Origin of the sequence: Bacillus benzoevorans, from assembly GCF_014207535.1 — a bacterium.
Classification (GTDB): domain Bacteria; phylum Bacillota; class Bacilli; order Bacillales; family Cytobacillaceae; genus Bacillus_BD; species Bacillus_BD benzoevorans.
This window is the reverse complement of the sequence record NZ_JACHGK010000015.1, coordinates 1-22,164: the sequence shown is the minus strand read 5'-3', so window position 1 is coordinate 22,164 and position 22,164 is coordinate 1. Positions and strand designations below refer to the sequence as shown.

Here is a 22,164-nt window from a genome sequence, read left to right as displayed (position 1 = left end):
CTAGTTTAATAGGACGAAAATTATACTTCTTGAAAGGAGTTACAAACGGATGGAATTCTTTGAACGTTTTGCTGTACCACATCCAAGTCCAGCAATCTATGCATCTATGGTAGCTATTGGTCTGGTTGTTATTGCTGTCATAGCAGGCTTAACCTATTTTAAAAAATGGGGATATTTATGGCGTGAATGGTTAACCACAACTGACCATAAGCGTATTGGAATTATGTATTTACTGTCTGCTTTATTAATGCTTTTCCGCGGTGGCGTGGATGCAGTGATGATGCGTGCTCAGCTTGCAACACCTGATAGTAAGCTGCTCGATGCACAGCACTATAATGAAATATTTACAACACATGGGGTTGTCATGATTATGTTTATGGCAATGCCTTTCATATTTTCCTTTATGAACTATCTTGTACCGCTGCAAATTGGGGCACGTGACGTAGCGTTCCCAAGACTGAATGCCATCAGCTTTTGGCTATTCTTCTTTGGGGCTATGTTATTTAATATTTCCTTTGTTGTCGGCGGCTCGCCAGATGCAGGCTGGACTTCATACTTTCCGCTTGCAGGAAATGACTTTAGTACATCTGTTGGAACAAACTATTATATGTTAGCTATTCAGATATCCGGGCTTGGTTCATTAATGACCGGGATTAATATGCTGACGACCATTTTTAAAATGAGAGCACCTGGCATGACATTAATGAAAATGCCGATGTTTACATGGTCTACTTTAGTTTCAAACCTTATCATCGTTACAGTTTTCCCGGTAATTACAGTAGCGTTAGCCATGGGAGCGATGGACCGTTTATTCGGGACTCATTTCTTTACAACAACAAATGGCGGTATGGATATGCTTTGGGCAAATCTTTTCTGGGTATGGGGACACCCTGAGGTATATATCTTAATCCTGCCTGCTTTCGGTATCTATAGTGAAGTTATTTCTACCTTCTCAGGCCGTAACCTTTATGGTTATAAATCAATGGTTGCATCAATGGTTATTATTTCAGGATTATCCTGTATTGTGTGGGCCCACCACTTCTTTACGATGGGGCAAGGGGCTGCATCAAACAGTTTCTTTTCCATTACAACAATGGCAATCGCGGTTCCAACCGGGGTTAAGATATTCAACTGGTTATTCACGATGTGGAAAGGGAAGATTCGTTTTACTGTTCCAATGCTTTATTCAATTGGTTTTATCCCGTTGTTTACCATTGGCGGTATGACGGGTGTCATGCTTGCGATGTCAGCTGCTGACTATCAATATCACAATACAATGTTCTTAGTCGCCCACTTCCATAACACCATTATTCCTGGGGTAGTGTTCGCGATGTTAGCTGGTTTAACATTCTACTGGCCAAAAATGTTTGGCTTTATGTTAAACGAGAGAATCGGAAAATGGACATTCTGGCTTCTTTCAATCGGCTTTGTGCTTGCGTTTTTCCCAATGTATATCACTGGTTTAGACGGTCAGGCGCGCCGTATGTACACATACTCTGAAGTAACCGGCTATGGTCCATTAAATATGCTGTCATTTGCAGGTGCAGGTGTCATGACTGTTGCCTTCCTGTTAATTGTATATAACGTTTATTACAGTGTCCGCTATGCGCCAAGAAATATTGGTTCAGATCCATGGGATGCACGTTCACTTGAATGGGCAACACATACGCCTGTTCCAGAATATAACTTTGCTGTACAGCCGCATGTAGCTTCAGAACAAGCATTTTGGGATGCGAAGAAAAATGGGCATAACCTATTCCCGGAAAAACTTGCAGAAATTCATATGCCAAATAATAGCGGAATGCCATTTATCTTAGGTGCTATCTTCTTTGTATGGGGATTCTCATTTGTATTCGCTATATGGCCTTTACTGATTATTGCGACATTAGCGATATTCGCTTGTCTGGCTTTCCGTTCATTTGAAAAAGATCATGGACGTCATATTTCTGTCAAAGAAATTGAAGAAACTGAAACAAAACTGCGAGGTGCTAACTAATGAACATGAATCATGCGCAGCCTCTTGAATATCAAAGTGAGCAAGGCCGTTTAAATATTTTTGGTTTCTGGGTTTTCCTTGCGGCTGAAATTATGCTGTTTGCCACACTATTTACATCTTATTTTACATTAGAACATCGTACTGGCGGCGGTCCCTCTGGAGCTGAGATTTTTGAAATTACTCCAGTCCTGATTGAAACAATTTTGCTTTTAACAAGTAGTTTTGTCATTGGTTTGGGTATTCATGCCATGCGTATCGGTAACAAAAAGGCGATGATTACATTCTTTGTCATCACTCTCCTTCTTGGTTTAGGATTCTTAGGCTTTGAAATTGATGAGTTTGTAACATATGTTCATGAAGGAGCAACATTACAAACAAGTGCCTTTACAGCGATGTTAATGACAACTTTAGGAACACATGGAGCGCACGTAACTTTTGGTTTATTCTGGGGCACAGCGATTGTCCTGCAGGTGAAAAAACGCGGGCTGACTCCGGAAACAGCTACTAAATCGTTTATTTTCTCTCTTTATTGGCACTTCTTAGATGTTGTCTGGATCTTTATCTTCAGCTTCATCTACTTGAAAGGAATGATGTAAGAATGAGCGAATTATTTCCACGTAAACAAATCATGGGCTTTGTCTTTTCGCTTGTCCTAACAGCAGTTGCCATGGCCGTTTATTTTCTAGACTTTTCGTTTGCTGCTGGGATGACCATTCTACTTATTACGGCTTTCATCCAAGCAATGCTTCAGTTTGTGGTGTTTATGCACGCTGGTGAGACAGATGACAAGTGGCTTATTTACGGAAAAGTATATTTTATGATGTTCATAGCTTTAGTTACTGTTTTTGGTACATTGTTCATTTTCCTTTGGGATATGTAAAAAATAATATATTTTCTGTATGAAAATAAGGAGCGTCTACTGACGCTCCTTATTTTATTCTATGGAGTGTGAAATGGACTGGAGTCCCTTTAGCTGTATTTTCAAGCATTTCCTCAGTTGCCGCGAAAAACATCCCCATTATAAAAATAAAAACAGCGCCCATGACCGTACCGATTCCAATGCCTGTTATGGAGCTGTAATCGCTTACAAGGAAACCATAAAGAAAGATGATAATCCCTAGTATCAGGATGGAACCGCCAATATTTTTCGTAGCTTTGACTAATTTCAAACGTGAATGCATCGTAACAACCTCCTTTGTTAATTATATTATTCATAAAATTCACAAAATTGTCAATATTTTGTCACAAATTAATTCCATTTTTAGGATGCGTAATTTTGCTGCAACGTGCGTATTCTATTTCAATAAAGTGGTTTGTGCATTTCCTCTCATGTTCCGCATAAACAATGAAGGATGCGGAACATAAAAAAAGGGATGAAATCGATTGATTTCATCCCTTTCATATTCACTTAGCCTCATTTTACCGATAACTTCTTCTCTGTTTCCATTTTTTCTTTCACCCAAGGCTTGATCTGAGTAAAAATGGAAAATAGAAGGAAGAAGTTCATCGACCAAACTCCCACAAAAGGACTAATGCCGCCAAAATCTAACGTTTCGTAGCCTTTTAACATGATAACGATATAGGCCTCAATAAAAACAAGAACAAATCCCCCAATACCTGCAACTGTCATGCGAATCATGTGATCCTATCCCCTTTGTTTTCATTTACAAAAAAAGTGTGCTTTTCAAGCATTTCCATATATCAAGGGCTTGGAGAACCCCAACTAAACAAACAAAAGTTCCACGTTCAAATCCCAGCCAAACACAAGAGTGAAGCAAAGCTTCACGGATCCCCTAAGCCCTGCTATTCAAAAATCCTAATGAAAAAGCATTATATTTGAAAATGTGAACTATTAATAAAGTATGTTATATTTTAGTATAACTTATTAGTGACAAAAATCACAGTCATTTATTTTAACAAATAGACTAATATGTATAAAGTTTGAGTAATAAGGAATTGTGTTCGAATATAATGTGTTATTTTTGGACTACGTTCAAAAGAAAGTCATAACTTTTTTACTAATGTGTGAACGATATCTCGAAGTGGTGATTTATTGGTTCGAGAGTGTTAATCTATGAGTGTAGAAATTATTATAATATATTTCGAAAGGAAGATTCTTATGATTAACAAATGGTGGAGAGAAAACACAGTTTCTGCAGTAATTGTTACAATCATTCGATTATATTTAGGGTACGGCTTTCTAACTGCCGGATTTCACAAAATAACTGGCGGTGCTTTTGATGCAAGCGGATTCATCGGTGGAGCCATTAAAAACCCGGTTATGGGTCCTGATGGAGGCATGGTATTCGGCGGTTATGTAAAATTTTTAGAAAGCTTTGCCTTACCAAATGTAGGTGTGTTTAATGTAATTGTTCCTTGGGGCGAATTCTTAGTTGGTTTAGGACTTATTTTAGGATGCTTAACAACTGCTGCAGCTTTCTTCGGAATGATGATGAACTTCTCATTCTTAATGGCGGGTACTGTATCACATAATCCTACTGATATTTTAATGGGATTCTTCATCATTACAGCAGGATACAATGCAGGTAAATTTGGTTTAGACCGTTACGTCATGCCATATCTTCGTAAAGTAACGAATAAAGGTAAAGATAGTCACACACACTCTGCTGCATAAAGGAGTAAAACATATAAAAAAAACCTCTTCATTTTATTAAAGTGAAGAGGTTTTTTTATATTGAAATAGTTATTTTGTTATATAAGTTGAACCTTTAGCCATTTCCGTACACTATTAATAAACCAAATGTTTGTACTTTTACTTAAATCAGCCGTTGTTAACTTTTTTTCATGAATGGTACCTTCTTTGATTAGGCTTTCGCGAAAGGTGCCGGCAAGTAAGCCGCTGCTAATGGGCGGTGTCCATAAAACACCATCGATCTCCAAGACAACATTTCCGTTTGTGAATTCAGTCAATTCCCCGTCTTCATTCCAGAGGAGGATATCAAAAACATCCTTGTGGCTCTTTTGAAAGTGGGAATAGATAGACCGATTCGTTGTTTTGTGATACAAAAAAGGATTATCTTTATTTAACGGTTCATCGGCAAGTATGATCTTTAAGGGTACTTTCGGTGGTGTAATCATCTGAGCATCAATTTCTATTTCCCCTTTTTGCGACAAGAGGAAACGAATTTTAAATTTTCCTTGTTTATTTTGTTTAGAGATACTTTGTAAAGTCTGATTGATATCCTCTAAATGAAAGGGAAAAGCAAAATATTGTGCTGAGCTCTGCAAACGATTCAGATGTTCTTCCAGCAGATGAAATTCTCCATTTTCTAATAGAATACTTTCGAGCAAGTGAAATTCCGGCCGCTCTTCTTCAAGTAAACTAGCTTTGGCCAGAATTTCATGATATTCCCCTTCGACAGTAGAATCCCATGTGATCCCGCCGCCAACCCCGTATACGGCCCTTCCTGTTTGATCCACCACAACTGTTCGGATTGGAACATTAAAGACTGCTTCTTGATCCGGAGTGATATAGCCTATGGCACCGCAGTAAACGCCGCGTGGAGCTGTTTCCAAGTCAGCGATGATATTCATTGTGCTGATCTTTGGTGCACCCGTGATCGAGCCGCAGGGAAAGAGTGCTTTAAACAAATCGGCAAGTAAGATATCAGCAGGTACTTCAGCTGTTATTGTTGACGTCATTTGATGGACGGTCGGGTAATGTTCGACTTCAAACAGTTTTGGAACCTGTACCGTGCCTAGATTGGCAATAACATTTAAATCATTTCGCAGCAAGTCCACAATCATCACGTTTTCGGCACGATTTTTTTCTGAATGATAAAGCCAATCCGCGTTTGCTATATCTTCTGCCGAAGACTTTCCTCTTTTTACGGTGCCTTTCATCGGCCGTGTGGTAATCCTGCCTTCTTTCAGATGGAAAAATAGCTCCGGTGATGCGGATAAAATACGGTGTTCTCCTGTATGAATATAGGCGCAATAATTGGAAGACTGCGCTCTTTTCAAGCTTGCAAAAAAAGCAACATCATCTCCCTGAAAGTCAGAAGTTAACTGAATCGTATAGTTTGTCTGGTATGTATCACCGCATTCGATGGAGTGCTTAATCGATTGAATGGCTGCATCATACTCTGAAGGTTTAACAGAGGGTCTCCATTGTGCCAGTTTATAGGTTCCGTTACTGCTAAGCGGCTCTTTCAAAGGCTCTGAAAAAATACCGAACCATAGTAATGGCATTGTCTTTTCAGTGTTAACCTTGTAGGAAGAGTCAAATGCCGGAGCACTTTCATAGGAAAGAAATCCGGCAGCATAATAGCCATTATGAAGAGCATCCTGAATCGCTTGGAAGCACGGCAATACTTCTTCTATACGATTGGCCGTAATTACTTTTAGCGGTTTAACGAAGGTAAGCGGTTGAATTTCACCATTTGAATCGGCAAACTCAAAGGATAAAAGCGGTTTTTGTTGATTTATATTTTCCATTTGTATGATCATGTTCCTTTGTTATCAAATTTTTCGTGAAGGTTTCACTTTCTGAATCCATTGTACTATGAAAAGGACAACATTATTTTATCAAAAAGTTTGTTGACAAACAAAATTAGATGTAACTATAATAGTTACGACAGGAGGCTTAAATCAGATGAGAATCAGCAGCCGATTTACTGTAGCTGTTCATATTTTATCTCTTCTTTCGATTGAGAATAGTGCCCAATGTACATCTGAGTGGATTGCAGGGAGTGTGAATACGAATCCGGTCGTCATTCGCAGAGTGATGGGTAAATTAAAGAATGCCGGTTTCATTGAGATTCGCCGCGGGACCGGAGGAGCAGATATGCTGAAATCACTGGAGGAAATATCGCTTCTTGATGTATACAGGGCGGTAGAAGTCGTGGAAGAGGGAGAGTTATTTCAGTTTCATGAAAACCCGAATCCAAATTGTCCGGTCGGGTCCAATATTCAGGCTGTTCTTGAAATCATTTTATTAAGAGCACAGGATGCTATGGAAGCGGTTCTGGAAAGGATAACAATGGAGGATATTGTCTCAGGTTTAGTAAAAAAATTGGATCATTGAGTTCAATTTTTTTATCTCAGTTGTAATTGTAACAGTTACAATTACAACGATATTGAATGTTTCATTTAGCGAAAGACGATAATAATTAAGAACATTAAATGGAGGTAATAGAAATGAAAATTGGTGTAATTGGAGCAACAGGTAAAGCAGGGAGCCTTATTTTGAAAGAGACTTTAGACAGAGGACATGAGGTAACAGCCATCGTCAGAAATGGAGCAAAACTAACTGAGAAAAATGCAGCAGTATTGGAAAAAGATATTTTCGATTTAAAAGCAGAAGATTTAAAGGGGTTTGATGTAGTAGTAAATGCCTTTGGTACAGGGATTGATAATGCGCATCTACATGTCGATGCAGGCAGAGCATTAATTGAAGCTTTAAAAGGAGCCCCTGAAACGAGATTAATCGTTGTCGGCGGTGCAGGCAGCCTTTATGTCGATGAAGCAAAAACGATTCGTCTCATGGACACACCTGAATTTCCAAAAGAAATCATGCCAATTGCATCAAATCAAGGGCAAAACTTTGAGGATTTGAAAAGTTCTACTGGAATTAAATGGACCTTCGTCAGCCCGGCAGCATTCTTTAATCCTGAGGGAAAAAGAACCGGCTCATATCAAAAGGGAAAAGATAATTTAATTGTCAATGCAAAAGGGGAAAGCTATGTTAGCTATGCTGATTATGCTGTTGCCATTGTAGATGAAATTGAACATGCACAACATATCAACGAACGCTTTACAGTGGTTTCAGAAGCAGAGTAATACTCAATTTTAGGAAATGGAATCAAAAAGGCTTAACACCGCGTGGTGATTTTAAGCCTTTTTCCATATTTACTTGAACATGCTCTAATTAATATAAATGCATAAAATCTGCACACTTATTGGTTATTCTTGATTAAGAAAAAGCTCCTTGCTTCATAATAAAAAGGATTGTCGAAAAAATTATGGCAAAAAAACCTTCACATAGGATAGGGGGGTATACTATAATGGAACTAAGGAGGGGAGTGAGATGGATAAAGAATTTGAAAATGAAGAGATGCTAGAGGAGAACTGCTGTTGCTCGAGCGGCCGATCAAGCCACCATAACGAGAAAACGAAGAAGAATCTTGTTTCCCGTTTGAATCGGATTGAAGGTCAGATTCGCGGGATTAAGGGATTAATTGATAAAGATACTTATTGTGATGATGTCATTACACAGATTTCTGCTGCACAGGCAGCATTAAATAGCGTGGCTAGAATTCTTCTCGAGGCACATATGAAGGAGTGCGTCGTGGAACGGATTCAGGAAGGTGATATGGAAGTCCTGGATGAGGTATTGGTCACGATTCAAAAATTAATGAAAAAGTAGAAGGGGACGACAGTAATGGAAAAGGTAACACTAACAGTAGAAGGAATGTCTTGCGGTCATTGTGTGAAAGCGGTTGAAAGCAGCGTCGGCGGTCTTAATGGTGTTTCAAGCGTTAAGGTTGATCTTGAAAATAAAAAAGTAGATATTGAATTTAATCAAGAGGCAGTAACTTTAGAGGCTATTAAAGAAACAATCGATGATCAAGGTTATGATGTAAAATAATCGAAAAATGAACGTGCTTAAAAAGCACGCTCTCTTTTTCATATAAATATACCCTATATAGGTATGAGGTGTTGAAAATGAGTGATAAAGTTCTAGAAAATCAGTTTCAAATAACTGGGATGACCTGTGCCGCGTGTTCCGCGAGAATTGAAAAAGGGTTAAAGAAAATGGAAGGCGTTCAAGAAGCCAATGTCAATTTAGCTCTGGAAAAAGCCTTGGTACAGTACGATCCGGCAGTGTTGAATCTTTCAGATATACAGCAAAAAGTCAAAGATCTTGGCTATGGTGTCGTGACAGAAAAATCTGAGCTCGTGATCACCGGGATGACTTGTGCTGCGTGTTCTGCGAGAATCGAAAAAGGACTTAATAAAATGGAAGGTGTTCTCCAGGCTAATGTCAATTTAGCACTTGAGAAGGCTTCGGTTGAATACAATCCATCGATCATCACTGTAAAGGATTTGATTCAAAAGGTAGAGAGCCTCGGATACGGAGCGATGCTGAAGGACGAGGAGAATGAAAAAGAGGCTGTTGATTACCGGCAAAAGGAGATCGAAAAACAACAGGGTAAATTCATTTTCTCCGCGATTTTATCCTTCCCGCTGCTTTGGGCAATGGTGGGACACTTCAGTTTTACATCCTTTATTTATGTGCCGGAGGCTTTTATGAATCCTTGGGTACAGCTGGCTTTAGCAACACCGGTGCAATTTTTTATCGGAAAGCAGTTTTACGTGGGAGCCTATAAAGCTTTGAAAAACAAAAGTGCCAATATGGATGTGCTTGTTGTCTTGGGGACATCAGCGGCTTATTTTTACAGTTTATATCTTGCTATTGGCACCATCGGCCAAAATGCCCATTCAGTTGGACTTTATTTTGAAACAAGTGCTGTCTTAATTACATTAATTATTCTTGGAAAATTATTTGAAGCAAAGGCAAAAGGCCGATCATCTGAAGCAATAAAGAAATTGATGGGTCTTCAGGCCAAAACCGCCACTGTTTTTCGCGATGGGGAAGAGATTGTCATCCCTTTGGAGGATGTGGCAGCAGGTGATATTCTTTTAGTCAAACCGGGTGAAAAAATACCGGTTGACGGGGAGATTCTGGAGGGGACATCGGCGCTTGATGAATCAATGATTACCGGTGAAAGTGTTCCAGTTGATAAGACCGCCGGCGATAGTGTTATTGGTGCCACAATTAATAAAAATGGCTTCTTAAAGATAAAGGCAACCCGGGTTGGTAAGGATACAGCTCTATCGCAAATTATTAAGGTAGTTGAGGAGGCTCAAGGATCAAAAGCTCCGATCCAGCGTCTGGCTGATACTATCTCCGGGATCTTTGTCCCAATCGTCGTCGGGATAGCGGTGGTTACATTTTTACTTTGGTATTTATGGGCCGATCCAGGTAATTTTGCTGAGGCACTGGAAAAATTAATTGCTGTTCTTGTTATTGCCTGTCCGTGTGCCCTTGGTCTTGCCACCCCGACATCGATTATGGCGGGGTCAGGACGCGCTGCGGAATTTGGAATTCTTTTTAAAGGCGGCGAGCATTTGGAAATGACTCATAAAGTGAGCACAGTCATTTTGGATAAGACAGGCACAATTACAAATGGTACTCCTGTACTGACAGATGTTGTAACGGATGGGGACGAGGCAGAATTTCTCTCCCTTGTCGGGTCTGCTGAAAAGCAATCGGAGCATCCGCTGGCCCAGGCGATCGTTGAAGGGATCAAAGAAAAATCAATTGAATTGAAAGAAGTATCCGAGTTTGAAAACATTCCTGGATACGGCATTAAAGCAAATGTTGCTGGAAAGACCGTTCTCGTTGGTACCCGCCGTCTAATGAAAAAATACAATGTGGACGCTGCCCCGGTTTTAGAAGTGATGGAAAGCTTAGAGAAGCAGGGGAAAACAGCGATGCTGGCTGCAGTTGACGGGTCCTATGCCGGGATTGTAGCTGTTGCGGATACGATTAAAGAAACATCCACGAAAGCAATTAAGCGGATGAAGGAAATGGGTCTTGAAGTCATTATGATTACTGGGGACAATAAACAAACAGCGGATGCAATTGCCAAGCAGGCAGGCGTCGACCAGGTAATTGCGGAAGTTCTGCCGGAAGGAAAAGCAGAAGAAGTGAAGAAGCTACAGGCGCAGGGGAAGAAGGTTGCGATGGTCGGAGATGGCATTAATGATGCCCCCGCACTTGCCACAGCGGATATCGGCATGGCCATCGGGACAGGTACAGATGTAGCGATGGAAGCAGCCGATATTACCTTAATCCGCGGCGATTTGAACAGCATTGCTGATTCAATCTTAATGAGCCATAAAACGATGCAGAATATTAAGCAAAATCTGTTCTGGGCGCTTGCCTATAACACGATTGGTATCCCAATTGCCGCTATTGGCTTTTTAGCTCCTTGGCTCGCAGGAGCGGCAATGGCCTTCAGTTCGGTATCCGTTGTGTTGAATGCTCTTCGTTTACAAAAGGTCAAACTGTAGGATATGGTAATATGCACACTTTCTGCAAACTTTCTTGTTATATTTAGGACATTGGTTTGTTCTTTATGGAACATTAATAGATTATCCCATTAGTAAATTTACTAGGAAAGGAGTAGGAAAGGGTGAAATTAAAAATTCTTGCCGTTACTTTATTGGCTGCTTTTGTTTTAGCGGCATGTAATGAAGAAAGTGCAGACGAAGGAAAGACAGCACTGGAAAATGAACCACAAAGTGTAAAGGAAACGCAAAATATCAAGGAAATGGTACAGCAATATAGTGCAAATAAAGCAGCCGATCAGACCGCCTCTATTACTGCTAAAGAACTTATCGTTAAGGACAGCGAAGGGAAAGAGACCGTTTATGATCTATCAGGAGAAGACTTTTTTGTCTCCATTGCACCTTACATCAATGGAACCCATCCATGAACGAATCATAGCTTGACAGGTTGTCAAGGAGAATTGGCGGGAAAAGAGTTTGCTGTATCTATTAAAGACATGGATGGTAATGTGGTAGTGGATGAAACGATGAAATCCCAGTCTAACGGTTTTATCGATTTGTGGCTGCCGCGAGATACAAAGTATCAAATCGAAATTGAGTATGACGGAAAAAAGGCAGAGTCAGAAATCGCTACTTTTGAGAGTGATGGCACTTGTAATACAACCATGCAGCTAAAGTAGAGAAACGTATCCGTGCTTAGCGCAGGCTTAAGTTTAAAATATAATAGTTAGTAAACCGGCCCCTATTAGAAAATAGGGGCTATTTTTATTTTTATGGGAATTGAATTTTATTCCGCGGCGGTTTTATCAGCGCTTTTTTCTAAAAAGTCTCTAAAATGATCTCCCCAATGACAGATGGAAGTGACAACGGGTTCAAGCAGACGGCCAATTTCGCTTAGTTCATATTCCACCTTAGGCGGTACAACAGGGTATACCATTCTAGTAATGATTTGATCATCTTCTAATTCCCTTAACTGTCTTATTAACATGCGTTGATTGACATTGGGAAGTTTTTTTTGTATTTCGCTTAGCCTTAATGGAGACTCTTGGAGCAAACACCAGATAATCGCTATTTTCCACCGTCCGCCGATAACGGATAAAGCCAAATCCTTGCTGGTGAAAAAAGTTTTTTCTCTATAATGAATTCCCATTATGATCATCACTTTCTATAGATATTTTGTATATAGTGACAAAAACGTCAGTATTGTCTCGAGAATTATAATATGTAAATATGGGAATGTAAATGTAAGAGAACAAAAGAAAGAAGGGATTCATTTGAAAAGTAGAGCTGCTGTTGCATTTGGACCAGGAGAACCACTTAAAATTGTCGAAATCGATGTAGAAGAACCGAAAGCAAAAGAAGTACTAGTAAAAATTCTGTATACTTCAGTCTGTCATACAGATGCCTTTACTTTATCAGGTGATGACCCTGAGGGCGTCTTTCCTGCTGTACTAGGTCATGAAGGTGCCGGTGTCGTCGTTGCTGTAGGGGATGAAGTGACTTCAGTAAAACCGGGGGACCATGTGATTCCGCTATACACGGCTGAATGCGGCGAATGTAAATTCTGCCGTTCTGGTAAAACAAACCTATGCAGTGCTGTACGAGAAACGCAAGGGAAAGGTTTAATGCCTGATGGAACCACTCGTTTCTCTTATAATGGAGAGCCTATTTATCATTACATGGGAACAAGTACATTTAGTGAATATACCGTCGTTCCTGAAATCTCCTTAGCCAAAATTGATTCAGAAGCACCGCTAGATAAAGTTTGTCTCTTTGGCTGCGGTGTGACGACAGGAATTGGCGCGGTACACAACACAGCAAAAGTGGAAGAAGGCGCTGTGACAGCCGTATTTGGGATAGGAGCGATTGGCTTAGCGGTTATTCAAGGATTGGTTCAGGCCAAAGCAAGCCGAATTATTGCGATTGACCTTAATGAAGATAAATTTGAATTAGCAAAAAAAATGGGAGCCACTGATTTTATCAATCCTGCGAAATTTGATAGACCAATCCAAGAAGTAATCGTAGAGATGACGGATGGCGGAGTCGATTACAGCTTCGAGTGTATTGGCAATGTTGAAGTGATGAAGTCAGCGCTTGAATGCTGTCATAAAGGTTGGGGAGAGAGTACGATTATCGGTGTAGCCGGCGCAGGGAAAGAGATTCATACTCGTCCATTCCAATTAGTAACGGGCCGGGTATGGCGTGGTTCAGCCTTTGGCGGCGTGAAGGGAAGAACGCAGCTGCCAGGAATGGTCGAAGATTATATGAATGGTAAAATCGATTTAGATTCGTTTATTACCCATCACTTAGACTTTAAAGACATCAATGAGGCATTTGATTTGCTGCATAAGGGTGAATCAATCCGTACGATTTTAACATATGGAGAGTGAGAATGTGAGTTTTAAACTGATTGAAAAACATCGCTCTTTCGGCGGCGAACAATGTAAGTACCGCCATTACTCGGAAGTCTTACATTGTGAGATGACCTTTAGTCTATATTTGCCATCCAATAAAGAGGGGAAAAAGATTCCCCTCATCTGGTGGCTCTCAGGTTTAACCTGTACAGATGATAATTTTAGTCAAAAAAGCGGTTTTCAACGTTTGGCTGAAAAATATCAAGCGGCCGTGATGATTCCGGATACTTCACCGCGCGGCGAGCATGTGGCGGATGATGAAGCATGGGACCTGGGACAAGGGGCAGGTTTTTATTTAAATGCGACACAAGAGCCATGGGCAAAGCATTATAAAATGTATTCGTATATAACAGAGGAATTAACCGCCATTGCCTCATCTTTGGTCCCTAACTTTTCCGGAGCAGAAAGCATCATGGGCCACTCTATGGGAGGCCATGGTGCATTAGTGATTGGCCTGAAAAATGCGGCGAGATTCAAAGCGATTTCAGCTTTTGCTCCGATTTCAAGTCCAAGTCAAATCCCATGGGGAATAAAGGCTTTTGCCGCTTATTTAGGCGAAGATAAAGCTTCCTGGAAAGAATGGGATGCTTCAGAACTGGTCAAAGAAGCCGGCATGCCGCCTATTCTCATTACACAAGGAACGCAGGATGAGTTTTATTCAAAGCATTTAGATGAAACGCACTTTTTAAATAATGCCCGCGAAAATAATGTGGAATACAACAAAGTGGAAGGATATGATCATAGCTATTTCTTTATTGCTACGTTCCTAGAAGATCATTTCGCTTTCCATATGAAGCACTTAAGATAATCCTTCTTTACAAAAATATCCACATTCCAACTAAATGTGGATATTTTTGCTTAGTTGTCTGATTTGTCATCTGAAAATAAAGAATAGTCCGAAGGGGTGGGCGAATTGGGAGTTATCGTGAAAACGGATTTAAAAAAAATATTAGCCAATGATCGTGTAAAACCATACTTATTAAAAGCCCGTTTTGGGATTGAAAAGGAAAGCCAGCGTGTGGACTTAACAGGAAATTTAGCGAAAACGGATCATCCTAAAAGTATTTCGTTAAGAGATGATCACCCATATATTCAGCGGGATTTTGCCGAAACACAGATGGAATTAATCACACCTGTTACGGAAACATTAGAGGAACTGTTTCAATACTTAGCAGCGATCCATGATGTTGCCTATCGTTCGATGGGTGAAAATGAAATGCTTTGGCCATTAAGTATGCCGCCACAGTTACCGGAAAAAGAAGAAGATATTGTGCTGGCAAAATTGAATAGTGCCCGAAATATTCGTTATCGTCAAACTTTATCCAACTCCTATGGCCGTCGTAAACAAATGCTTTGCGGTATTCATTTTAACTTTGAATTTAGTGATGAGTTCATCCAAGCTTTATATAACATACAATCAGAGTTAAAGGATTATCAACAGTTTAAAACAGAGCTTTATCTAAAAGTCACAAGAAACTATTTACACTATCGCTGGCTAGTCACTTATTTTTATGGAGCTTCTCCTAAAAGTGAAGCGAACTTTTTTCAAGAAGATTCTTTGCGTAAGGCCGTAAGAAGTATTAGAAGCAGTCAATATGGTTATACCAATTCGGATGATGTTCAAGTGTCATATAGCAGTATTCAGAACTATCTAACCGATCTTTCTTCGATGGTTAAAAGAGGGCTTCTTTCAGAAGAAAAAGAATTTTATTCACCTGTCCGTTTAAGAGGAGGGCATCATGTTTCAGATTTGGCGGATCATGGTGTTAATTATATTGAATTACGAAATATAGATATAAATCCTTTTGCGATGTATGGCATTAGCTATGAACAAGCAGAATTTCTCCATCTCTTCCTCATTTATTTGCTCTGGAAAGATGAAGGCAGTGATTGTGATGAATGGGTAAAAATGGGTAACTTTTACAATGACGCAGTGGCCCTTGAGCATCCGTTAGAGCCTACACAATTTGAAAAAGATGCTAAAGGTATGGTTGATGAGATGGAACATTTAGCCGCCATCTTAGATTGGCATGTTTCTGATACCTTATTTATAAACTTAAGAGAAATGTTAATGGACCCAAGTAAGACTTTAGCTGGAAGGCTTTATAAAGAGAGTGAAAAAAGCAGTCAGGCTCAAGCAGCTATGTGTTTGGCGAAAGCAAATTATCAAAAATCATGGGATCAGCCTTACCAATTAACAGGATTTACGGATATGGAGCTTTCCACCCAGATATTAATGTTTGATTGCATCCAGCTGGGAATCAAGGTGGAAATTTTGGATCGGCAAGAGCAGTTTTTGAAGCTGCAATTAAACGATCATGTTGAATTTGTGAAAAATGGCAATATGACAAGTAAAGATAGTTATATTTCCACTTTAATTATGGAAAATAAAACAGTAACAAAGAAAATTCTGCAACAGCATGGATTCCGTGTGCCGAAAGGTGAGGAATTTCAGACAATCGAACAGGCTTTCCGATCTTATGAAATATTTGCCGCCAAACCTTTTGTTGTAAAACCGAAAACAACAAATTATGGTTTAGGAATATCGATCTTCAAGGAAGGGGCAAATTACGAAGATTATCAAAAAGCAGTCATGCTCGCATTTAAAGAAGATTCCTCTATATTAATTGAAGAGTTTCTTAATGGAACAGAATATCGATTTTTTGTCGTAGATGATCAAGTATATGCGGTTTTATTACGAATTCCTGCGAATGTTACTGGTGACGGTAACCATACAATCGAAGAGTTAGTCGTTAATAAGAATCGTGATTCGTTAAGAGGAAGAGAGCATCGAACACCTTTAGAAAAGATACAATTAGGTGAATTGGAGAATCTCATGCTGAAAAGCCAAGGTTATCGAAAAGATTCCATTCCAAAAAGGGGTGAAATCGTCTATCTCCGTGAAAATTCTAACATTAGTACAGGCGGCGACTCGATTGATGTGACCGATCAAATTCCTGATGATTATAAAAAAATAGCAGTGGATGCAGTAGCTGCACTTGGAGCTAAAATTAGCGGGATCGATATGATTATTGAAAATAAAGAAGTTCCTGCAGCTGATAAAAACGCTTATGGAATTATTGAAGCAAACTTTAATCCATCCATGTATATGCATATCTATCCGTATAAAGGAAAATCCAGACGTTTGACGTTACATCTAATACATTATTTATTTCCTGAACTATTACAAAGCCGTAATTAAAATACAAACTCCTTATCGGTTTATGTATGCTTGTTATGTTTAAAGAGTTAAAGTCCTTTCTTTTAGCAGCATACCTGAAAAATTATTGAAAAGGGAAAACTAGGGGCATGATTATTTTGGAAATCCATGGATGCATCTGTTTCCCTTTTTCATTTACAAAACAGGAATACTTTACTATAATTCGTTTAGAACAATCATACTAGATTAATAGGTTTCTTAAGTGAGATTCATTTAAGACTAAGAGGGAAGTTGGTGCAAATCCAACACGGTCCCGCCACTGTAAGCGATAAGGAAGGTTAGTAAATATCCACTGTGTTCGAACATGGGAAGGATTAACCCGCCGCTAAAAATCGAAAGTCAGGAGACCTGCCTATTATATTTTTAAACTTCCTCGCGGAAAGGAAAGTTTAAAGTGCAGGCAATCCATTATGCGAATATTTACCATGAGGATTGCAAGTGATCGTGCTGTCCACAAGACTTGCGTCAAATAGCTGCCTTTTTACTTTACGCTTTCCACAGGAAAAGCGTTTTTTTTTGTTCAAAATATAGGAAGGGGTAAAAAGGAAATGAAAGAGATGGTAAAAAAGTGGGGGCTTATCAGTATTCTTCTTCTGTTAAGCATCATGATGTTGATAGGCTGTGGTGCACAAGAGGCGAATACGCAGGATAAAGAAGGGGCTGCTTCAAAGAACAAAACAGAGGCGGTTCAAAATAATGGAGAGGAATTTCCTGTCACAATCACAGACGATGCCAATCGAAAGGTAACCATTGATGAAAAACCTAAAACTATTGTTTCGATTCAGGCTAGTAATACAGAAATAGCATTTGCTCTTGGGTTAGGCGATAAACTCATTGGCAGATCCGATTATGATAACTATCCAAAGGAAGCACTTAAAATTCAAAAGGTGGGTGGACAAGATATCAATGCAGAGCTTGTCCTCTCTCTCCTTCCAGATATCGCTCTTGTTACAGATTATCATTACAAGACTCATCCAGATGTCATAAAGCAGTTTGAAGAGGCAGGGATTAATGTCGTTGTTGTTGGGAGTGCTACATCCTTTGAGGATGTATATGGCAATATTGAATTGATTGGTAAGGCTACTGGAACGAAGACAGAAGCAGAGAAAATAGTAGCGGATATGAAAGAGCGTCTTCAAGTCATCAAAGATAAAGCTGCTGAGTCGGTCACAGATAAAAAGAAAGTTTGGGTAGAAGTTTCACCGGGTCCGGATATTTTTACGACAGGAAAAAACACCTTTATGCATGAAATGCTCGAGTCTATTCAAGCCATTAATGCTGCAGAAGATCAGGATGGCTGGGTGAAGATGACGGAGGAGGAAATTGTTAAGTTAAATCCGGATGTGATTATTACTACGTATGGTTATCGTATGGAAAATCCGACAGCAGAGGTGCTAAACCGTGAAGGATGGGCAGAGGTGCCGGCTGTAAAAAATGGAAAAGTGTTTGATGTTGATAACGATACGGTGACAAGACCGGGTCCCCGTTTAATTGAAGGAGTCGAGACACTTGCGGAACTTATCTATCCGGAAATTTTTAAGCAATAAAATAGGCTGGTTATATCTTTTAAGCGGAGGGCTTTTACTTGGTACAAGCCTTCTCGGCTTATTTTATAGCAGTGTCTCGGTCCCGATCCCTACGATTTTACATATCATACTCGATAAAGTATTTCATATGGGCTTGTTGGATGGGGTTGCGAAAAATGAAGAAATGATCATATGGAATATCCGTCTGCCAAGAATTCTCCTTGCCTTTTGTGTGGGAGCATCTCTTGCATTGGCTGGTGCAGCTTTTCAAGGTCTTTTACGCAACCCGTTGGCGGACCCCTATACTATTGGGGTATCATCGGGAGCCTCTTTAGGTGCTGTATTTGTTTTACTCTTCCAAGTGTCGATTGTTGGATTAGGAGGCTTTACACTTCCGATCATTTCGATTATAAGCGGATTCATTGCCTTGCTGATTGTATTCGGACTCGTGCGCTTAAGCAGCCGTAGTTTAGCGATTGAAACGATTATATTGGCGGGAATCATTGTCAGCGCCTTTATTAGTGCGGTTGTCTCTCTCCTTATTTCATTGGGGGATCGGGATGCGATGACGCAAATTATCTATTGGTTATATGGCAGTGTTGGAATGAGGGGATGGAGCTATGTTGAACTAATCTTCCCCTTTCTAATCATCGGTTCATGCATTTTGTTCTATCATCATCGTGAATTAAATGCGATGGCACTTGGAGAGGAAGCCGCCGATCATATAGGGGTTGATGTCAAAAAGGGGAAAACATTCATCCTCATTGGTGCTTCCTTATTAACTGGGGCCTCTGTCGCTGTTTCAGGAACGATAGGCTTTGTAGGGCTGGTTATTCCCCACTTGGTTCGGATCCTAACGGGCCCCAATCATCGCTATGTCCTTCCGCTATCCATGCTGACTGGGGGAACTTTTCTCATCCTTGCTGATTTAACGGCTAGAACCATTATAGCCCCGCAAGAACTGCCGATTGGTGTCATTACTGCCTTAATTGGCGCACCTGTATTCGCCATATTATTGATTAGAGAAAAATTTGGGAAGGGGAATCGTACATGATCAACATGCAAAATTTGGTTGGTGGATACACCCAATCCCCTATTATTAATGGCATAGACTTACAAATTAAACAAGGTGAGTTTTTTGCCCTCCTCGGACAAAATGGAAGCGGGAAAACAACCCTTTTTAAACTCATTACGGGACAGCTGCCAATTAAAAGCGGTAAGATCTCAATATCTGGGAAGGAAATTCAATCACTATCAAAAATAGAGAAAGCCAAAAAAATGGCGGTTCTCACACAGGAAGTAATGGTATCCTTCGATTATACAGTAGAAGAAATCATCAGCCTTGGACGTTATCCTCATCAAAGGGGTCTTTTTAAGCAAATTTCGCATAAAGATCGGAAAGTCATCGATGGGGTTATGGAAATAACCAACATAAGTGATTTTCGCAAGTCCCAGTTCCGTAAACTTAGCGGCGGTGAAAAGCAAAGAGTCTTATTGGCTAAAGCTTTAGCCCAGGAGCCAGAGATCTTGCTATTAGATGAGCCTACAAACCATCTTGATATTAAACACACTTTTCATATGCTGGATCTATTAAAAGAACGACAACAAACGATGGGACTGACCATTTTTGCGATTCTGCATGATCTAAATGTAGCTTCACTCTATGCGGATCGTATCGCCTTACTTCATAATGGGAGATTTTTAGAAGTAGGGGATGTTGATAGATTAAGGAAAGTAGAACAATTAAAAAAGGTCTATGAAGTGAACGTAAACTCCCAAGCCCACCCAATTGTTCCAAAACCGCAGCTCCTTATGACACCCAATTACGCTGCATCAAAAGAGCTTTATCGTTTTGAAGATTCTTATCATATTCAACAGTCAGGGGACTGTCTTCATATTCAATTTGATCAACCATTACGGACTATATCTAATGGGGACATTGGAGAGGGGATCCAGTGGTTAAAACACTTTTGTCATTTTCATGTTGAAAAAGATGATGCCGGTTTTCTTAGCGGGGAGTATATACAGAAATGGATGGAGAAATATTCAATCCCTTATAAGCAAGCTGCCGGAATGATCACTTCTGCCAAACTAGAAAATGCCGTCATCGTCACAGAGAAATATGAAAATATTCACATGATGGCCATTGTGACGGCGTGGGGAGAGAATACGAACGATATCACAAAAAGTTCAGTCCCTAAGACAGTCCAAACCTGCGGTACCATCAACACGATGCTATTCATTGATGCCCATTTTACAAACGGAGCCCTCATGGATGGATATATGGCTGCGACTGAAGCAAAAGTGAAAGCCTTGCAAGATCTTAATATGGCAACATCTCTTTCTATTACGGACGCTTTTAGTACAACAACAGATACCCTCCTTATTGGACTTACACAGCAAGGAAGAAAAATATCCAGCGCTGGTTCAGGAACGGATATTGGAAAGGGAATTGGCCAAATGGCGTATCGTGCAATAAAGGATGCACTCGGAAAGTCCTTACAAAGGGAGGTTTTTAACAATGAAATTAATATCCATTTGTCCAAGTAATACAGAATTACTCGGTTACTTAGGTTTAACTTCTTCGTTGGTAGGGGTTGATAACTACTCAGATTGGCCGGAGGACGTTCGGGTCTTGCCAAGACTAGGTTCGGATTTGAATATTGATATGGACAAGGTTGAACAATTGCAGCCTGATTTGGTTTTAGCCTCTCTTAGTGTGCCTGGGATGGAACGAAATATCAAGGAGTTAGAAAAACGGAAAATACCGTATGTCATTGTTCCGAATCCCAAGACATTATCAGAAGTAGGGGAGAGTTTACTATTTGTAGGAGAGGCTGCAAATACTTCTGACAATGCGAGGGAATTATTTAAGAAATTTAATCGAATACTCGAGAAATATCAATTTTTATCACAGCAAGTTCAAAAGCCAACTACCCTTTATTGGGAATGGTGGGCTAAGCCTATTTTTACACCGGGGGCGGATAATTGGTTAACCGAAATAAGCAGCCTTGCAGGCGGGAGAAACATATTTGAAGATAAGGCTCAAGCAAGCGTTCAAACAGACTGGGAAGAAATCAGGCAAAGAAATCCTGATGTGGTTTGCTTAGTTTGGGTAGGAGTACAGAAGGAAAAAGTGAATCCAAAGGTTATTCTGAAACGTCCCGGGGCGAAACAAATGGATGCTATTAAAAGTGAGCAATTGTATATATTAGACGAACCATTATTTTGCCGGCCTTCACCTAGATTATTACTCGGTTTAAATAAGATAGCGAGTATCCTTCACCCAAATCTGTATCCGCCTTTTAGTGAAAATAAAGATCCACTTTTAACATGGAAGGGGTGACTAGGCACCATCCAGTATGGGTGGCGCCTAATCACCCCTTTATGATTATTAAAGCTGTTAGTTCTCGCCTAGACCTTGTGGGAACTTCAAAAAATGGGAAATGTCCGACCGATTTGTAGAAGGATAGTTTTGTGAGGAGCCACGAATAAACACAATTGGTTTTTCCTTCAGACTGTTATCAATAAAGCTTTTAAAAAAGAGTTGATCTCTATTAAGTGTAATGGTATTATTAACTTCCCTTTCTTTTTAGAAGATAGTTAGGAATTATGTGTGTAGTTCTTCTTTAAATAGAGAATAGGGTTTAATACAGAAAAAACTTTTAAAAAGAAGTTGACTTCTGTGAATCTAAATGGTATAGTAATGAATGTCGCTGATGCGAAACAATTAAAAAGATTACTTCTTAATAGTTGACTTCGGCGAAACGAAATGGTATAATTCATTTTGCTGCTGATAAGAATCAGTAAATGATTGTTCTTTGAAAACTAAACAAAGCAGAAACGTCAACGTAAGTTTTATTTTTGTAACAAAACATGAGCAAATCAAACACTTTATCGCGATTAACG

At 39.8% G+C, this 22,164-nt stretch carries 21 protein-coding genes and 1 riboswitch; of the genes, 17 read left to right on the top strand and 4 right to left on the bottom strand.

Annotation, left to right across the window (positions count from 1 at the left end; genetic code table 11):
* The first annotated feature begins 49 nt into the window (after nt 1-49).
* The 3 genes from qoxB to qoxD are packed head-to-tail and all read left to right on the top strand — an operon-like array spanning nt 50 to nt 2,876.
* A complete protein-coding gene (gene qoxB / locus HNR53_RS17545) occupies nt 50-1,996 on the top strand; it encodes a cytochrome aa3 quinol oxidase subunit I (RefSeq protein ID WP_184528421.1) in 1,947 nt (648 codons plus the stop codon).
* Nucleotides 1,996-2,592, top strand: a complete 597-nt coding sequence (qoxC, locus tag HNR53_RS17540; protein WP_184528419.1) for a cytochrome aa3 quinol oxidase subunit III — start codon at nt 1,996-1,998, stop codon at nt 2,590-2,592. Before qoxB ends, qoxC begins: the two co-directional genes overlap by 1 nt.
* Before the next feature lie 2 nt (nt 2,593-2,594).
* On the top strand, nt 2,595-2,876 hold the full coding sequence (gene qoxD, locus HNR53_RS17535) for a cytochrome aa3 quinol oxidase subunit IV (protein ID WP_184528417.1): 282 nt from the start codon (nt 2,595-2,597) through the stop codon (nt 2,874-2,876).
* A 49-nt stretch (nt 2,877-2,925) separates the two neighbouring features.
* Here the strand turns inward: qoxD and HNR53_RS17530 are convergent, their stop codons facing one another.
* Both HNR53_RS17530 and HNR53_RS17525 read right to left on the bottom strand, forming a co-directional pair.
* Nucleotides 2,926-3,177 (bottom strand): hypothetical protein, encoded by a 252-nt coding sequence (locus HNR53_RS17530; RefSeq protein WP_184528415.1) that lies wholly within the window; start codon nt 3,175-3,177, stop codon nt 2,926-2,928.
* A 233-nt stretch (nt 3,178-3,410) separates the two neighbouring features.
* Nucleotides 3,411-3,635, bottom strand: coding sequence for a hypothetical protein (locus tag HNR53_RS17525; RefSeq protein ID WP_184528413.1), 225 nt, complete (start codon nt 3,633-3,635; stop codon nt 3,411-3,413).
* 480 nt (nt 3,636-4,115) lie between these two features.
* Between HNR53_RS17525 and HNR53_RS17520 the strand changes: the two genes are divergently transcribed.
* A complete protein-coding gene (locus HNR53_RS17520; protein ID WP_184528411.1) occupies nt 4,116-4,631 on the top strand; it encodes a DoxX family protein in 516 nt (171 codons plus the stop codon).
* Nucleotides 4,632-4,708: 77 nt separating this feature from the next.
* On the opposite strand, the gene pabB is transcribed toward HNR53_RS17520, so the two are convergent.
* Nucleotides 4,709-6,454, bottom strand: a complete 1,746-nt coding sequence (gene pabB, locus HNR53_RS17515) for an aminodeoxychorismate synthase component I (protein ID WP_184528409.1) — start codon at nt 6,452-6,454, stop codon at nt 4,709-4,711.
* Nucleotides 6,455-6,611: 157 nt separating this feature from the next.
* On the opposite strand from pabB, the gene HNR53_RS17510 reads away from it, so the two are divergent.
* The 6 genes from HNR53_RS17510 to HNR53_RS17485 all read left to right on the top strand — a co-directional run bounded on the left by HNR53_RS17510 (nt 6,612) and on the right by HNR53_RS17485 (nt 11,775).
* Nucleotides 6,612-7,043: an Rrf2 family transcriptional regulator gene (locus tag HNR53_RS17510; RefSeq protein ID WP_184528407.1), complete on the top strand. Its 432-nt coding sequence runs from the start codon at nt 6,612-6,614 to the stop codon at nt 7,041-7,043.
* A 113-nt stretch (nt 7,044-7,156) separates the two neighbouring features.
* The gene (locus HNR53_RS17505; RefSeq protein ID WP_184528405.1) at nt 7,157-7,798 is read left to right on the top strand and encodes an NAD(P)-dependent oxidoreductase; all 642 of its coding nucleotides are present in this window, start codon (nt 7,157-7,159) and stop codon (nt 7,796-7,798) included.
* A gap of 247 nt (nt 7,799-8,045) precedes the next feature.
* Nucleotides 8,046-8,384: a metal-sensitive transcriptional regulator gene (locus HNR53_RS17500; RefSeq protein ID WP_184528402.1), complete on the top strand. Its 339-nt coding sequence runs from the start codon at nt 8,046-8,048 to the stop codon at nt 8,382-8,384.
* 15 nt (nt 8,385-8,399) lie between these two features.
* On the top strand, nt 8,400-8,606 hold the full coding sequence (gene copZ, locus HNR53_RS17495) for a copper chaperone CopZ (RefSeq protein ID WP_184528400.1): 207 nt from the start codon (nt 8,400-8,402) through the stop codon (nt 8,604-8,606).
* Between the two features lie 77 nt (nt 8,607-8,683).
* A complete protein-coding gene (locus HNR53_RS17490) occupies nt 8,684-11,098 on the top strand; it encodes a heavy metal translocating P-type ATPase (protein ID WP_184528398.1) in 2,415 nt (804 codons plus the stop codon).
* A 122-nt stretch (nt 11,099-11,220) separates the two neighbouring features.
* Nucleotides 11,221-11,775, top strand: a complete 555-nt coding sequence (locus HNR53_RS17485) for a CueP family metal-binding protein (protein WP_184528396.1) — start codon at nt 11,221-11,223, stop codon at nt 11,773-11,775.
* 107 nt (nt 11,776-11,882) lie between these two features.
* Here HNR53_RS17485 and HNR53_RS17480 read toward each other — a convergent pair whose 3' ends face one another.
* The gene (locus HNR53_RS17480; protein ID WP_184528394.1) at nt 11,883-12,245 is read right to left on the bottom strand and encodes a winged helix-turn-helix transcriptional regulator; all 363 of its coding nucleotides are present in this window, start codon (nt 12,243-12,245) and stop codon (nt 11,883-11,885) included.
* 124 nt (nt 12,246-12,369) lie between these two features.
* On the opposite strand from HNR53_RS17480, the gene HNR53_RS17475 reads away from it, so the two are divergent.
* From HNR53_RS17475 to HNR53_RS17445, 7 genes are all read left to right on the top strand, one after another.
* The gene (locus HNR53_RS17475; RefSeq protein WP_184528392.1) at nt 12,370-13,485 is read left to right on the top strand and encodes an S-(hydroxymethyl)glutathione dehydrogenase/class III alcohol dehydrogenase; all 1,116 of its coding nucleotides are present in this window, start codon (nt 12,370-12,372) and stop codon (nt 13,483-13,485) included.
* Nucleotides 13,486-13,489: 4 nt separating this feature from the next.
* The gene (gene fghA, locus HNR53_RS17470; protein WP_343065354.1) at nt 13,490-14,317 is read left to right on the top strand and encodes an S-formylglutathione hydrolase; all 828 of its coding nucleotides are present in this window, start codon (nt 13,490-13,492) and stop codon (nt 14,315-14,317) included.
* Nucleotides 14,318-14,413: 96 nt separating this feature from the next.
* Complete coding sequence (gshAB, locus tag HNR53_RS17465) at nt 14,414-16,711, top strand: bifunctional glutamate--cysteine ligase GshA/glutathione synthetase GshB (protein WP_184528388.1); 2,298 nt, start codon at nt 14,414-14,416, stop codon at nt 16,709-16,711.
* A gap of 192 nt (nt 16,712-16,903) precedes the next feature.
* Nucleotides 16,904-17,099: riboswitch (cobalamin riboswitch) on the top strand.
* Nucleotides 17,100-17,277: 178 nt separating this feature from the next.
* Nucleotides 17,278-18,276: an ABC transporter substrate-binding protein gene (locus HNR53_RS17460; RefSeq protein ID WP_184528386.1), complete on the top strand. Its 999-nt coding sequence runs from the start codon at nt 17,278-17,280 to the stop codon at nt 18,274-18,276.
* Nucleotides 18,239-19,309, top strand: a complete 1,071-nt coding sequence (locus HNR53_RS17455; protein ID WP_184528384.1) for a FecCD family ABC transporter permease — start codon at nt 18,239-18,241, stop codon at nt 19,307-19,309. The genes HNR53_RS17460 and HNR53_RS17455 overlap by 38 nt, the downstream gene beginning before the upstream one ends.
* Nucleotides 19,306-20,805, top strand: coding sequence for an adenosylcobinamide amidohydrolase (locus HNR53_RS17450; RefSeq protein WP_184528382.1), 1,500 nt, complete (start codon nt 19,306-19,308; stop codon nt 20,803-20,805). Before HNR53_RS17455 ends, HNR53_RS17450 begins: the two co-directional genes overlap by 4 nt.
* Nucleotides 20,777-21,601 carry a cobalamin-binding protein gene (locus HNR53_RS17445; protein WP_184528380.1) on the top strand — a complete coding sequence of 275 codons (825 nt, stop codon included), beginning with the start codon at nt 20,777-20,779 and terminating at the stop codon, nt 21,599-21,601. Before HNR53_RS17450 ends, HNR53_RS17445 begins: the two co-directional genes overlap by 29 nt.
* The last annotated feature ends 563 nt before the right edge of the window (nt 21,602-22,164 follow it).